At 65.7% G+C, this 14783-nt stretch carries 11 protein-coding genes; all 11 read right to left on the bottom strand.

Going from position 1 to position 14783, the window contains the following annotated elements:
- Positions 1–54: 54 nt before the first annotated feature.
- Positions 55–1011, bottom strand: a complete 957-nt coding sequence (locus ACQKQA_RS01340) for a peptidylprolyl isomerase (protein WP_427552680.1) — start codon at positions 1009–1011, stop codon at positions 55–57.
- Complete coding sequence (locus ACQKQA_RS01335) at positions 1008–1517, bottom strand: YbjN domain-containing protein (protein ID WP_427552678.1); 510 nt, start codon at positions 1515–1517, stop codon at positions 1008–1010. The genes ACQKQA_RS01340 and ACQKQA_RS01335 overlap by 4 nt, the downstream gene beginning before the upstream one ends.
- Before the next feature lie 20 nt (positions 1518–1537).
- Positions 1538–2182, bottom strand: coding sequence for a DNA repair protein (locus tag ACQKQA_RS01330; RefSeq protein ID WP_427552676.1), 645 nt, complete (start codon positions 2180–2182; stop codon positions 1538–1540).
- Positions 2183–2215: 33 nt separating this feature from the next.
- On the bottom strand, positions 2216–3910 hold the full coding sequence (locus ACQKQA_RS01325; protein ID WP_427552674.1) for a putative porin: 1695 nt from the start codon (positions 3908–3910) through the stop codon (positions 2216–2218).
- A 43-nt stretch (positions 3911–3953) separates the two neighbouring features.
- A complete protein-coding gene (locus tag ACQKQA_RS01320; RefSeq protein ID WP_427552672.1) occupies positions 3954–4661 on the bottom strand; it encodes an energy transducer TonB family protein in 708 nt (235 codons plus the stop codon).
- Positions 4662–4665: 4 nt separating this feature from the next.
- Positions 4666–5091, bottom strand: coding sequence for an ExbD/TolR family protein (locus ACQKQA_RS01315; protein WP_427552670.1), 426 nt, complete (start codon positions 5089–5091; stop codon positions 4666–4668).
- An 11-nt stretch (positions 5092–5102) separates the two neighbouring features.
- Positions 5103–6917: a DUF2341 domain-containing protein gene (locus tag ACQKQA_RS01310; RefSeq protein ID WP_427552668.1), complete on the bottom strand. Its 1815-nt coding sequence runs from the start codon at positions 6915–6917 to the stop codon at positions 5103–5105.
- A gap of 20 nt (positions 6918–6937) precedes the next feature.
- Positions 6938–8551 (bottom strand): ShlB/FhaC/HecB family hemolysin secretion/activation protein, encoded by a 1614-nt coding sequence (locus ACQKQA_RS01305; RefSeq protein WP_427552909.1) that lies wholly within the window; start codon positions 8549–8551, stop codon positions 6938–6940.
- A gap of 122 nt (positions 8552–8673) precedes the next feature.
- Positions 8674–9276: a transposase gene (locus ACQKQA_RS01300; RefSeq protein WP_427552665.1), complete on the bottom strand. Its 603-nt coding sequence runs from the start codon at positions 9274–9276 to the stop codon at positions 8674–8676.
- A gap of 290 nt (positions 9277–9566) precedes the next feature.
- Positions 9567–10370 carry a helix-turn-helix transcriptional regulator gene (locus ACQKQA_RS01295; protein WP_427552662.1) on the bottom strand — a complete coding sequence of 268 codons (804 nt, stop codon included), beginning with the start codon at positions 10368–10370 and terminating at the stop codon, positions 9567–9569.
- A gap of 121 nt (positions 10371–10491) precedes the next feature.
- The gene (locus ACQKQA_RS01290) at positions 10492–14778 is read right to left on the bottom strand and encodes an AMP-binding protein (protein WP_427552659.1); all 4287 of its coding nucleotides are present in this window, start codon (positions 14776–14778) and stop codon (positions 10492–10494) included.
- Between the last annotated feature and the right edge of the window lie 5 nt (positions 14779–14783).

Raw genomic sequence — 14783 nt, 5'->3', positions numbered from 1 at the left:
TCGTTAACCACCATCGCGAGCAAGCTTCGCTCCTACAGAAGATGCTCGGCCGTCCTACAGCTTCTCCTCCAGCACCTTGTTCAACTCGGCCCCGTCGATGCTCAGGGTTGCGGTATTGAGCATGCCTTCCAGATAGGCCTTGGCGATCTGTTCCTGGCGCTGGGCCCGCAGGGCCTGGGTCAGGCGTTCGCGCAACTCGTCCAGGGTCGCGCCGCGGGCCGGTTGCTGCTCGGTCAGCTTGAGCACATGAAAACCCGCCGCGCTCTGCACCACATCCGACACTGCGCCGAGCTTCAGCCGCGCCACCGCGCCGCGCACCTCCGGCAACAGCTGCTGCAACGGCTGTAACCCGGAATCGCCGCCGCGCTGGGCGCTGTCGGGGTCCTGGGAGTACTGGCTGGCCAGGGCGGCAAACTCGCCGGGGGCCGCCTGGGCCTTCTTGCTCAGTTCCTGGGCCTGCTTGCGCACCGCCTCCAGCGCCTGGGGCTCGCCGACCGCGAGGAAGATCTGGCTGACCCGGTACAGCGCCGGGGTCTGCCACTGTGCCTTGCCGGCATCAAAGGCCTGCTGCAACTCGGCCTCGCTCGGGTAACCCGCCGGTACCTGGCTGACCGAGCGCAGGTAGTCGCGGAACACGATCTGCTCGGTGGCCAGCCGCGTCTGCCGGGCCACGTCCGGGCGCTGGCGCCAGCCCTGGGCGTCGGCCTGTTCGAGCACGGCCTTTTCCGCCAGGCGCGTGCGAATCCAGTTTTCCAGGGCCGGGCGATTGCCCCGCAGTTGCTCCCGGGACGGCTCCGGCAGCGCGGCGAACAGCGTCTTGAGTTCCTCCGGCGCCACCCGCTGGTTGCCCAGGCGCGCCACAGCCGGACCGTCTTCGGCCGGTTGTCCGGCGGACATCGCCCGGGGCTGTGGCGCCGCCACCGGGTCGCTGCCCGGGCGCCCGCCCAGCCACACCGCCAGCGCCACCAGGGCCAGCGCGCCGGCACCGAGCATCAGGCTTGGCTTCTTCACTGCGCGGGCACCTCGGCAGCGGCCTCGGCGGCGGTCTCAGGTGTGGCCTCGGGCGCTTCGGCCTCGGCCCGCAGGCGCGCCGCATGCTGGCTGTAGTCGCGCAGGTAGACGATGAATTCCTGCAGCAGCCGGTCCCAGAGTTCCAGCTGGCTGCGCAGGTGATCGTTGCCGACCCCGGCCACCACCACGTCCATTTCCATCACCAGGAACTCGCCCTGCACAGACAGCCGGGCAAAACGCCGCGAGGCGTTCCACAGTTCGGCCAGGCCGGCCGGCAGTTCGCCCTGGACCCGCAGCGCGCAGCTGAAGGTGAAGTCCACATAGCTGCTCTCTCCAACACCCGCTGCGTTGCCGAAACGCACGGCGTAGCCGATGCCCTGGCTGGCGCTGAGCAGTTGGACGATGCCGTTCTGGTCGGTCTGGTTGACGCGGTAGCCGGCGCCCTGCAGCAGTTCGGTGAGACTCTGCGGGGTGACGCTGGCGATCAGTTGCACGTGTTCGGTCATGCTCGGTTCTTCCTTGACAGTCAGTGGGCGCTCGCTGCCCGCGGGGCATCGAACTGGGTCTTGTACAGATCGTCGCCGAAGCCCTGGGCCAGTTCTTCGAACTTGACCCGGGCGCTGCCGGCGAAGGGTTGGCGGATTTTCATCACCTCGGCCACATCGATCTTCTCGTAGGCCGCGAGGATCTCTTTGGCCACGCCATACATCTGCTGATTCTTGACCGAACATTGCTGCACTTGTGTGTCACGTTCGCTCAATTGCGCCTGCAACCGGGCCCGCTCCGCCTCTTTGGCCCGGGCCATGACCAGCAGCTCGTCATAGGCCTTCTTGAACTTGCCGATCTGCTCGCTGCTGGCGGCCATCTGCGCCTGGGCCTGGCTGTGCAGGTTCTGCTGCTGGCCGGCCAGTTGCTCGGCCACGCCCCGGGCCTTGGCCAGGTCGGCGCTCAGTTGCTTGATCTGCGCCTGGGCTTCCCTGGCCTGGTTTTCCGCGGCGATACGCGCCGCGCTGGCCTGGGCCTGCTCGCTTTGCAGCGCCTGCAACTGCTGGGTGGTGCTGCGCAACTGGGTGCGCAGCCGTTCCTCCATGCCTTCGGCGCTGGCCCCGCCAGCCACCAGCAGCCCCAGGGTCAACCACAGGCAGCGCCCTGCCCTGGCTCGCGTGTTCATAGCAATGCACCTCATAGCCATGCCTCCCGCGCCTTAGAAGCGCGTGTTGATTTCAAGCTGCAGGACATCGATGTCGAACGGCGCGCCGTACACCGCCTCCGAGCTCAGCCAACGCCCGGTGGCGAAGACGTTCTTGGCCAGGCCGTAGTTGCCGCCGATGAAGTAACCCTTGGCGTTGGTGCCGCCCAGGTGGAACGAGGAATCGTTGAAACCGTCGGGCAGCGCGTCGGGCTGGATGTACTTGTAGCCGGCGAACAGGTTCCAGTCGCCCTGCTTGGCCAGGTCCAGGCTGTTGCCCAGGGTGAACTGCAGCATCCAGGCGTTGGCGCCGCTTTCCAGTTCGCCGCTGCTGTCCAGGTTGTTGACGATCTGGCCGGCGGCGCGCTTGCGCATCTCGCCTTCGTCGTAGCCCAGGTTGTGGACGTAGTTGGCCTGGCTGCGCAGCTTGAAGTCCTGCGGCAGGTCGGCGTCCCACACCAGGTTCAGGTCCAGCAGGTTGAACTCCGAGGCCAGGCCGACGAACTGCGGCTGGGCGGTGGCGGCCGGGTTGGCCGGGTTGGGCGTGATGTCGCGCAGCAGGAACACGCTGTTGCCCTTCTGCATGAAGGCCACGCGGGTGCCGTCGGAGTCGCAGCCCGGCGCTCCGGCCCAGGGTTGGCAAGGGCTGGAACGCTGGCCTTCGATATCGTCGAAGCGGTAATAGGCCAGCGCGCCCTTGAGCCGGTGGTTGCTGTTGATCGCCCAGTTAGCGCCGATCTGCGCGCCGTACAGCCATTTGTTGTCGCTCTCTTCCTTGTCGAAGCCGTTGCTGGTGGTGGTGTCGTTGGTGTACTCCACCGGGAACGCGCCGACGGTGCCGAACAGGCCCCAGTCGCGATTGAGCTTGTGGTTGAAGATCGCCGCCACGCCGTCGAAGTTCAGGTCGGTGGAATACAGCATGTCGGTGGAGAAGAACGGGTTGGCGATCCGCCCGCCGGTGAGGGTCAGCTCGTCGCTGGCCTTCCAGGTCAGGTAGCCCTGGTCGAGCCAGATGTCCTTCTTGCCGAAACCGCCGCCCAGGGTCTGGGTGGTGGACACCGGGTTGTTGTCCGAGCCGGTGCCGATGCGGATGCCGGCCGTCCAGTCCGGGGCGATCTGCGCCTTCATGCCCAGCCGCGCACGCAGACGGAACAGGTTCTCGCGGTCCTCGCGGGTGTTGAGCAAGGGCGGCAGGTTGGTGCTGGTGCTGGGGTTGACGTCGTACGGACCCTTGTCGTTGAGCTTGGCGAAGTCGACGATCTGGTTGCTGTTGCTGCCCGAGTAGTAGCGCGACTCATCGCGCAGGCGAATGTCGCCGTCGAAGCTGATGCGCGACACCCAGTCCGGGAAGGTATTGGGCTGGGCCCAGTTTTCCTGCTTGGCGGTGGCCATGACCTCGGCCTTGACCTGGTCGCGGATCTGCTCGCGCACAATGGCCGGCACGTATTGCACCCGCACATCCCCCGGCGCCGCCGCAGGCCCGGCCGCCACCGCGGCGTTGGCCTGGCGCGCCTGCACGGCTTCCTTCTCCGCCTGGGCGATCAGCCCGTCGGCCTGTTCCTGTTTCAGCACGCCCTGCTGCACCAGCAAACGGATCAGATTGATCGTGGCGTTTTCCGAGGGCGCAGCGGGCGCGGCCGCCGCTTGCCCTACCAGGGTCGCGATGACCATGCCGATCGCCAGGGACAATCGATTCACGTTGGAAATCATCTGCACACAACTCCTTTATGGCAAAACTTGCATAGTCGTTCGGTTAACCCGGGCGCCGCCCCTGCAGGGACAGGCGCACAGGCAGGGTCAGGGAGGCCGGCGGCCGTTCGCTCAAGTGCGGCGCGCCGCGCAGGGCGGCCAGCACCTGGGCGTCGATTTCCGGGTTGCCGCTGGACTTGACCAGCTCGACCCGGGTGATCTCGCCGACGGCGCTCAGCCAGACGTCGGTCTGCAGCGAAAAGGCCTGGTTGCGCAGCTCCGGGTTTTCCCGCAGCACGCGCTGGAAGGTGAAGGCCAGGAACTGGCTGTAGGTGCCGTTGCCCAGGCGCCCGCCGCCGGAGCCGGCCATGCCGCCGCCCTTGCCGGCGCCGATGTTGAAGGCGTCGTTGCCGGCCTGGGTGTCGCCGTCCATCTGCATCGGATTGGCCAGATCGTCCACCGGCGACGGCGGCGCCTCTTCCTCAGGCTTGACCTGTTCCGGCTCCGGGGTCGGCTCCGGTTCGGGCACCTTCTCCTCGACCTTGGGCTCCGGTTCCTTGGGTTTCTCCGGCGGCGGAGGCGGCGGTGGCGGCAGCGGGATGATGGTCGGCACCTTCGGCGCCTCCCGGCGCACCCCGCTCATGTCGTGGGCCCACTGCCAGAACAGCCAGGCGGCGCCGGCCGCCAGCAGCAGCCCGGCGCCCCACTTGAGCAGGCGCGGCGCCATGGCTTTCTTCACGGGCGGCAGGTTGATGGGTTGCTGTGCGGTCATGAGATCAGCCCTGGCTCGGTTTGCCGGTGACCAGGCCGACCTGGGACAGCTCCAGCCGGCGCAACAGGTCGAGGACCTCGATGACTTTCTGGTACTGCACCGTGGCGTCGCCGCGCACGATCACCGGGAAGTCCGGGTTCAGGGCCTTGTCCATGCGCAGGCGCTCTTCCAGCTCCGCCAGGGTCACCGGGTAGGCATCGAGGAACACCTGGCCGCCGTCGTTGACCGAGATCGCCTTGGTCTTGGCCTCGGACAGCGACACCGAAGCGCTGGCCTTGGGCAGGTTGATCTGGATCCCGGAGACCTGGGCGGTGGCGGTGAGGATGAACATCACCAGCACCACCATCAGCACGTCCACCAGGGGCGTGATATTGATGCTGTCGACCGCCGCGTCGTCGTCATCGTCGTGGGAGGCGTTCACAGAAGCCATGACGTTTCTCCTCAGGCCGGCACGGTGGCGGCGGCGCTGTGCGCACGCGCCGGGGCGGTTTCACTGGACTGGCCGGCGCCATGCAGCTCGGCCAGACGGGTGATGAACTCGTCGACGAACACCCGCATGTCGGCGCTGACTTCCTTGTTGCGGGTGATCAGCCGGTTGTAGCCGAACAGCGCCGGGATCGCGACGAACAGGCCCATGGCGGTGGCCAGCAGCGCCGCGGCCATGCCCGGGGCGATGGCGTTGATGTTGACGTCGCCGGCCATGGCTGTACCGAGGAACACCACCATGATCCCCAGCACCGTGCCCAGCAGGCCGATGTAGGGGCCGCCGGCGATGGCGTTGGACAGGGTCGAAAGCTTCGAACCGAGCTGCTGGTTCTCCCGGGTGCGCACGCCGTCCATGGAGCAGCGGATGGCTTCGATGGTGGCCGCCGAGACCGACGAGGTGTCGGCGCCCTGGGCGCGGCGGGTGCGGATTTCCTGGACCGCCACCTGGTACAGGCGCCACAGCGAGGAGTGCTCCAGGCGCTGGGCCAGCTCGCGGTCGTCGGCGAACATTTCCAGGCGCGTGCCGACCCGGGCGAACTGCTCGCGGAACAGCTGGTTGGCGCCGCTGACACGGCTGACCATGCGGTTCTTGCGGTACATGATGATCCACGACTGGAACATCATCAGCACCAGCAGCGCGATGATCACCCAGGCGTCCACCGGCACCGCCTTGAGCAAAAAGCCCAGGCTGCCGAAACCGAAGCCCGACTGTTCTTCGTCGACGCCGTAAGCCACCAGCTTCGACTCCGCGCCCTGGGCCGCGGCATCGGCCAGCAGCAGGCCGGCGGGCCGGGCGACCTTGGACAGGCGCAACTCGTCGATGGCGCCGTTGAACGGCAGGAAGCTGCTGACAGCCCCTGGGGCCGGCGGCAGGTCGGCACCGATGGCCAGCGGCGAGTTGAATGCCGGCAGCGCCAGCGCCAGGCTCGCGCTTTCGCGGCCGTTGACGAACAGCGCCAGCTGGCTGCCCTGGGCGGTCAGGGCCAGGTGCTGCCACTGTCCGGGATTGAGCGGCTGGGTCGACACCCCGCGCTGGCCGTCGACCTCGACGAAGGGCACGCCCTGGTTGACCCCGATCAGCAAGCTGCTGGCGCCTTCGCGCCGGGCCAGCAGCAGTTGCTCGCCGCTGGCCTGGTCCAGGCGCACCCAGGCGCTGACGGTGAACGCATCCTCGGCCCTGTGTTGCAGCGACGGGCTGGCCGGCAACAGCAGCGGCTGGCCGTTGAACTGCAAGGCGCGGCCGATCACCCCGTCGATGCTCGCGCCGGTGGCGTTCTGCGCGTGGTTGCCGTAGGCCGTGGTGTCCTTGGCCGGGGTGCCGTTGGCACCGTCGAAGTGATAGAGGGCGGTGTAGTTCGGGTCGAAGGTCAGCTGGCCGTTGGCGCTGGCCGGGGCTTTCTGGTTGCCGTAGTACATCCAGAGATCCTGGCGCTGGCCGCCCTCCACGTTCGGCACGTCGACCCAGACCAGGGCCATGCCCATCAGCGGGTCGAAGCTTTCGATCTGGTGGTTGAACACCGTCTTGTCGTCGACGCTGACGAAGCGCAGGTCCGAGCCGTCTTCCTTGACCCCGTCGAAACTGAAGTTGCCGGTGTGCAGGCGCACCAGCAGCGCGGTGCGGCCCAGGGCCTGGTTGATGGCCGCGCCCTGGGGCGTGGTGTCGATCGAGATCTGCTTGCGGTAGTGCCAGTCGTCCTGCCACCACGCCTGGGCGGTCGCCGGGAGCACGAAGCCCAGGCAGATCAACAGGGAAATCAGTAAGCGCTGCATGAAAGTTACTCCGTGAAGGATCAAAACGTCGCCTGCACGCTGAAGTGCAGGCGCGAGTCCTGTTTCTGGGTGTTCGGTCCATCGAGCAGCGGATAGCCCCAGTCCAGGCTGCCGGACAGCCACTTGCTCAGACTGGCGCGGGTGCCCAGGCCGACGCTGGCCAGGCTGTACTCGGCCTCCTGCTCGGGAAGCTCGTCGCGCAGGTACATCCGGGCGCCTTCGGCAAAGGCGTAGAAACGCCATTCGTTGACGTAGCCGCCCAGGTACTTGGCCAGGGACGGCGTGCGCAGCTCCTGGGACAGCAGGTAGCCGTCGTCGCTGGTGCGCTCGGCCGCCAGGTAACCGCGCACCGAGGTGGCGCCGCCGGCGGAGAACTGCTCGTTGGACACCAGCGGCCCGGAGGCCAGCTGGAACGCGGTCTTGGTCGCGCTCTGCCAGTCGTTGCCGAAGGTGTAGGTGTAATTCGCGTCGCCCTTGAGCACGGCGAAACTGGAGTCGGCGCGATAGCGCTTGTAGTCGAAGTCTTCGTCCGAACTGCCGTAGCCGAACAGGCTGCGGGTGCCGACCACCAGGCCCAGGCCCAGGCCCAGCTGGGAGGTTTCGGTGTAGCGAAAACCGTTGTAGGCGAAGGTGAACGGCGCGTACTTGAGCGGCACCTTGTCGCGGCTGCCGCCGAGGGTCATTTCTTCCTCGAAGTCCTTGAAATCCACCCCGGCGGAGAACGAGTTGGCCCAGTTGCCGCTGGCCGGCAGGCTGTAGATCAGCGACAGGCCGTAGGAATGGCCCTTGCCCAGCACATTGCTGCCGCCGAGGGTGGCGACGTCGCTGTCGGACTGGTAGCCGGCGAACTGCAGGCTCCAGCGCTCGTTCAACGGCGCGGTGTAGGAACCGGACCAGACCTTGGCGTTGTCCTGGTCTTCGGGGGCGGTGAAATAGGTCAGGGAAATGCTGTGGCCCAGTTGCCACAGGTTGTTGTAGCCCAGGCTGGTGACCGTCCGCAGGTGCTTGGTGTCGGCGCTGTAGTCGTTGTTCAGGCCGATGCTGGCCTGCCAGGGGTTCTGGTCCTCCACCTGCAGGTCGACGTCCATGGTGCCGGGGCGCTGGCCTTCGCGCACCAGCGGCATGACCTGGCGCCCGGGGGTCTTGTTCAGGCTCGCCAACTGGCCCTGGACCTTGGCGAAGTCCGGCACCTCGCCTTCCTTGAGCGCCGGCACTTCGTCGCGGATCTCCACCGGCGAATAGTGCTTGGCGCCCACCACCCGCACCCGGCCGACCTTGGTCTCGCTGACCTGCAGGTAGACGATGCCGTCCTCGACCTTCTGCTCCGGCAGCTCGACGAACACCGACTGGTAGCCGCGGGCCTGATAGACCTTCTGCAAGGCGTCGCGGGCGCCCTCGATATCGTTCAGGGTTTTCTGCGGGCCGAGGAAGGGATACACCGCCTCTTCGATGGCCCGGGCATCGAGCACGGTGTTGCCGCGCACGAAGTACTCGTTCACATCCACCAACCGCGCGGGCGCGTCGCCCCCTGGCGCCGCCCCACCTTCGGCCGCACCCGTTGCCGCCGGGCCGCCCTCCTCGGCCAGCAACGGCTGGCTCAGCGCGACCAGCGCCAGCCAGCCGCACACCGGCAGCCAGCGCCTGGCCGACCCTGGCCGCCCTGTCTTGAACAGTTGCTCCACACCGCCCCCTAGATTTCCAAGAATGTCGAACCGCGTCGAAACCGCTGTCGCCGTCTGTACGGCGTTTGGCCGGTTCAATTGCTCAAGGTCGATGTCGTCGCGTGTTTGGCCAGCCAGCTGTGCAGCAGCGCGAAGTTCAGCGAGAACTCGGGCATGTGCAGCAAGGCGCCACAGAACACTTCACCGATGATTTTCTGAATCAGCCGCACCGCCTGCGCATCGTTCAGCAGCGTGGCGATATCGCGGCTCAGCACGCCGAGGCTCCAGACCTTCTGAGTCAGGTCCAGGCCGACGAACCAGCGGAACAGCAGGTTGTAATTGAGCTGCTCGTACAGCTGTTGCTCGCCGGGCACCGCATACAACAGCTGCAACAGCAGGATGTGCATCACCGTGCGCGGGGCGATGAGCATGCCGGGCTCGCTATCGAGGCCCTGGAGCACGTCGCGGTGCTGGTCGAGCAAGGCGTCGATCTGCGGACGCAGCAACACCAGCGAATGGCCCGGCGGGATGTAGCTCGACACCTCCTTCAAGGCGCCCTGCCAGTCATCCTGGGAAACGATCCAGACCCACGGCGCGCCGTAGCGATACACCGACACCGGCTTCTTGCGCGCAGCCTCGACGATTTTCGACAGCCGCTGGTCCAGCTCCTGCATGCCCACTTTCGCGTAGCGTTCCATAGTCCCCATAACCTCACTCCCGGCGTCCCGCCTCGGCCCAGAACAGCGGCCCGAAGGCCCCCTCAAGCGCGTCACATACCCATGACGGGACTGGCGAAGTGCTACCGAACTTTTGTCACAAAAGCTTCATTCACAACGTGAGGAACGCGATGGACGGCGCAACCGGGCGGCCGTGCAGTTGCGCGGGCATGGGGGATGGGGACGGGAAAAAGGCGGGAGATTGCCGGGGGCGCCCTGCCCTGGCCAACGCGGGACAGGCGCGAGTGCGGCAGGCTGGAACCAGCAGGCGCCTAATCGGGCATCCGGGTTTTTCTGAGTTCGCTGGGAGTAATGCCGAACAGCTGCTTGAACTTGTCGGTAAACCGCGACTGCGATTGGTAGCCGCACTGTTCGGCAATCCGCCCGATGGGTTCCAGGGTGGTCTGTACCAGGGCAAGGCCGTGGCCCAGCTTGGTGCGATCGACCAGCGACTTGATACTGGCCCCTTCGGCTTTCAATTTCCGGCGCAGCGTGGACTCGCTGATGGCCAGCCTTTGCGCCAGACGCTCGACGCTCCAGTCGTCGGCGATCTGCTCGCTGATGATTTCATGCAGTCGATGGCTGAGGCTGGGGTGCCCGGCGATGCTGCTCACCGCCTCGTGGCCGGACAGATAAAGGAGTTGCAGAAGCTCTTGCCGGCGAAAACGCCACAGTTCCCGAGGAGCGAAAACGGACCACTCGACAAACTGCTTCAAGGTTTTCGCCAGGGCGTCATCGATGGTCCCCTGGAAATGACTATTGTCGTTATTCCTGGGGCTCTTGAACTGATCGAAATCGCTGAATTCGAACTCGATCAGCACCGCGAAATACTCATCGCCCGGGATATTCCGCATGTCGATGGTGGGCGTGTTGGACAAGAACAGAAAGCTGCCGGTCGGGCAGACGATCTCATCCTCCTTGCCCAACTGCTTGACCCCGGCCAGGACCAGTATCAGCAACGGCTTGACGATGGGGGCATTGGCGATGCGCTGTTCCTTCAACGACATATAGGCCGAGAACGGCAGCTGCCGGCCTTCGCGCAAGGCCGCTTTGACCCGGCTTATCAGTTCCTGCATGGATTCACCTGTAGCCACCCGGCTATTCCAATCAACCAGCGATGTTCAGCGTCAAAGGGCGCCGGAGCAGCCTTTCGCCCGCGGGAGAAAGGCTGGCCCCATGGCCCGCCTCGAGCAAGTGTCACGTCGTCTGCAGTGCCTGCTCCTGGGGTTGCGGCGCGTCATTTCTTGCCACGTCCACGACCGCTGCAATCTCGCGGATATCCCGGGCGGACATGATGTCCGCCACCGACAACGCGATTTTGCGGGTCGCGGTGGAGAACTCCGCCCGCAGCGTGTTGGTGAACTGAACCACGCCCAGCGACGCCAGGCCACATTCTTCCAGGCTCCACTGCGCTTGCGCCTCCATGCCCGTGGTCCTTTGCACGATCTGCAATATGGCGCCCAGCGTATCGTCCCCCGGGCTGGCCGTCGCCTTCGCCCTCTTCAGGGCTGCGAGCCCCAGGTTGAAACCACGCCGGATGACAGGATCGAGGGGCTGCACCAGCTTGCCAAAAATCACCACCAGGCCGACCACATAGAAATACTCGTACCACTCCACGGGAACGGGTTGCGGGCTGAACCAGTAGAAGTCCTTGCGGTAGCTCCACCAGTTCCACCACTCGCCGTGGCGGGTGGCGGCGTAGTACCACTGACTCACCACCTGATGAAACAGGAAGCAGGCATAGGCCGTGGGGGCGAGAGACTGCGAAATGGGGTTCAAGCGCAGGACTTTGGCCGTCAGGCCCTGCCCGGTACTCAGGGCGAAGATCCAGAGCAGCGTGATGGGCGCGAACAACCGCGAGTTCACTTCGTCCCAGATCCGGTTGACGATGCCGGGGTCGGCAAAGTTGTCAGCTGCTTCCGGACGCAGGAAAAAGGTGTCGAGGGAGGCCTGGGCCATGGCCGGGCCATGGGGAATATAGCCCTGGAGCACATGGGCCACGCTGAGGGCGATCACCAGCAAGGTAATGCCATCGGCCACATGACCCCACAGATAGGCGCGACCTTGTTCCGCGGGCCGGATGGCGTCATACAGAAACGCCGCGCACATGCCGACCACGAAATACACCATCCAGAACGGAGCGAACAGGTAGAACCCGAGCATGACGCCATTGTCCCGATCCGCCAGTGCCATCTGCGCGGCGTCGGGGAGCAGTTTCTCGCCGGTCAGTTGGTCGAAGAACCCATAACCCGTGGCGTCGGCGGCATAGCCGTACCAGAAGCCCAGCAGGATCAAGACATTCAGGCCCAGCCCCAGCACCGTCAGCAACAGCAAGCGCCGGACGTTACCCCGGCTCTTGTAAAGCGCGTTGTACAGCACCGGAAACACCACCAGGCACTGGAAGTACATCGAGATGAACCACAGGTAGAAGCCCATGAACCAGGAGGCCCCCCACAACGGCGTGGCCGACAGTCCCGCCAGGTAGATCGCCACCGTCGACAGCAGATTGGCCAGCCAGGAGTCCGGCAAGAGCGGGGTTCCCTCGCAAAACAGGCGGTCGATGTCGCCCGGTTGCGAGTTCCAGTGGAAGACCGCGGAGAAGGTCGAGGGCTGGCAGTGCGGCAGCAGGTTGCCCAGCGCGAAGAGCAAGGCCAACCCGTAGAGTGGATACATCGCCGAAACCCGCGCCCAGACAAACGAGGCCTTGCGCGTGATCAAAGCCGGCATGAAGACCGCCAGCGAGAACCCCGCGACCATGAAAAAGGCATGCACATGCCAGGGGAACTGGCGCAGGTTGGCCAAGGCGCCCCATGACTCGTCCGAGCCGATGTGCATGAACATCACGTAGCAGGCCAGCAAGAACCTGAACCCGGCCAATGTCGACCAGTCCACCTTAGGGCTGTCCTGCCGCGGTTTCGCAGGAGCCGCCGGCTTGTCGCGGGAGACTGCGGCAGAAGCCGGTTCCGCCGGTTGCTCGGCATTCGGCGCCACCATGCCCAGGACCTGCGCCAGCCCGTTGCGGATGTACTTGCGGCTGGCAGTCTTGGGCAGGTCGTCGTCCGCCACCAGTTTCAGGAAAGCGGGATATTTATAGGGCGCCAGGCCTTTCTGCCTGAGCCATACCCTCATTTCCCTGAGCATATCCTGATGCGTGACCTGGCCCGAGACGGCGGGCCCCAGGACCAGCGCGCACCCGACTTCTTCGCCATACAGCTCGGAGGGAACGGGAAAACACACAGCCGTATCGATCCAGGGATGCTGGGTCAGGACGCTTTCCACCTCGAAGGGCGAAATCTGCTCGCCTCCGCGCTTGATGAGTTCCTTGAGGCGCCCCCGCAACACCAGCGTGCCGTCGGCGTCGATCTCGCCCAGATCGCCGGTCAGGAACCAGCTATGGAGCAAGCCGTCCTCGGGCGACTGCAACAGAAAGCGCGACTGCCGGTCGGCCGTCGGATTGTGCAGGTAGCCGGTAAACACGGTCGGCCCCGAGATGGCGACCTCGCCCGCCACCCCGAAAGGCAGGGGACGGAGGGTGAGCGGATCGACCACTGCCATCGAGGCAATGACCGGCACGCCGACCGAGCCAGGTGCTTGATGCCAGGCCCCCGCGTTTCGGGCCGGCTGGGAAATCGGCATCTGCTCGGACATGCTGTACGTCGCGACGACCTCGCAGCCGTAGACCCTCTCCAGCACCAGGCGATCCGCCTCTTTGAGCGCCGCGGCACCGGAGCGGATCACCCGCAGGCCGTGGTCGTGCCAGCGGCCCTGGGGGTCCAGGTAGGTGTCTGCATTGTCCTGGAGATAGCGCACCGTAGCGTTGTGGATGGTCGGCACCGCCGAGTACCAGGTTGGCCTGGGGTTGGAGTGCAGCAGCGCTTCCACCATCCCCTGCGGGTAGTACAGCCCCTCGCAGGTGATCGAGGCCCCCACCGCGACACTGCAGAGAATCGACGCGCTGAGCCCGCCGATATGGTCCAGGGGCATGACGCTGTACGTCACATCGCTTGCATCGATCCCGATGCCGTCGGCCAGGATCGCCGCGTTCCAGACCAGGTCGCGCTGTCGCAGCGGCACGATCTTGGGCAGCGAAGTGCTGCCCGAGGTGCGCAGCAGCAGGCAGTGCGCGGTCGGCGGATTGAGCAGCGCCGGCGCGAGCTGAAAGCCCTCCACCGCCTGCTGGTAGCGGAACAGGCCAGGGAAATCCGCCCCGAATGGCTTCGCATGGTGCAGACGCGCTTTCCCGCTGCTCGCATACCTGTCGAATGCAGCCCGCACCCCAGGCGCCGCGACCTCCTCGAACAGCACCATATGCTTGACCCCATACTGCTCCAGCGCCAGCAGGGTATCGGCCTCGCTCATATGGGCGGTCAGGGGAACGGCGCAGGTCTGCGCGGCGATGGACAGAAAGGCAACCGCCGCGGCAGCGCTTGCTCCGGGGGGCGCAAGATAGGCGACCACTTCCCCCGCTCGCACCCCCAGCCGCCGCAGGTCGCCGTCGCCGCCGGGCCGGCAGAACGCGAGCAGCTGGCCATAGGTGGTGAACACACTGGCGTCGCGCTCCCTGGCCAGGCGCAACAGGGGGGCATTGCCCGGTTGAGCGGCCAGCATGCCGATCAGGGTGTCTGGCAGCCCTTGGGTGTCGACCTTTACCGCGGCCACTTGAACGTCACGGGCAATGGCGCGGGAGCTACGGGCGCTGGAGGTCTTCCACTCCAGCTCGGGCACTGCAGACTCAAACTCATTCCCGACGCTCCCCAGGTAGCGCCGCAAGAGCTCGCCCAGCTCGGTGTCGTCCCGCTGGAGCGGATTGATTGCATGGCCACCAGCCAGATAGAAGACCTCTGCTGCCGTCGAGTTCAACGCGAGCGCGAGGGATTCCGACCAGGGTTTGTAATCGTCTTCACGCCCGATAAGGTGAATGTTTCGAGACTGGGGAGATGAAACGGGAACCGGACCGAGCCCAGCCCTTGAGCGCAGTTCGGCTAACAGGAGCGAGGCACCGGCACAGGCGATGACTGTGGCGCGAAACAGCGCCCCATTCTGCAACGGCGGTGAAATGCGGCGGCCCGCGCGCTGCTCCAGGGCCGCCATCAAGGCCTCGTCCCCCGGCAAACCGCTGACAAGACTGGCGATCACCCCGCCCTGGCTGAAACCGAACACGCCATCGAACGGGCCTTGGTGTTCCAGAATCGAGAGGACCTTCAGCACCGCATCGCAGAGGGCGTCGGCCAGAGTGCTGTCAGGGTTGGGCTGGTCATCCTCGGCGGGCAACCACGAATACCAGGGGCCGGGAATCAACTCGTGCCAATCTTCCATTCCCGGCCCCGGCCGGTCGGCCGGCAGCGGCCCATTGGCGTAAACCACCTCGTACTCGGACTCGTTCAAGCCGAGGTTTTTCAATTGCATCCTCGTGACATCGCTATTACTTCCCCGGCCATGCAGCGCCAGGATCCTGAACGTTGAAGCAGGTGCATCCTTGATCATGCTGA

It is taken from the genome of Pseudomonas sp. NPDC089530, from assembly GCF_050280705.1.
GTDB lineage: Bacteria > Pseudomonadota > Gammaproteobacteria > Pseudomonadales > Pseudomonadaceae > Aquipseudomonas.
The sequence above is the reverse complement of the archived record's forward strand: the minus strand, read 5'-3'. Positions and strand labels throughout refer to the sequence as shown.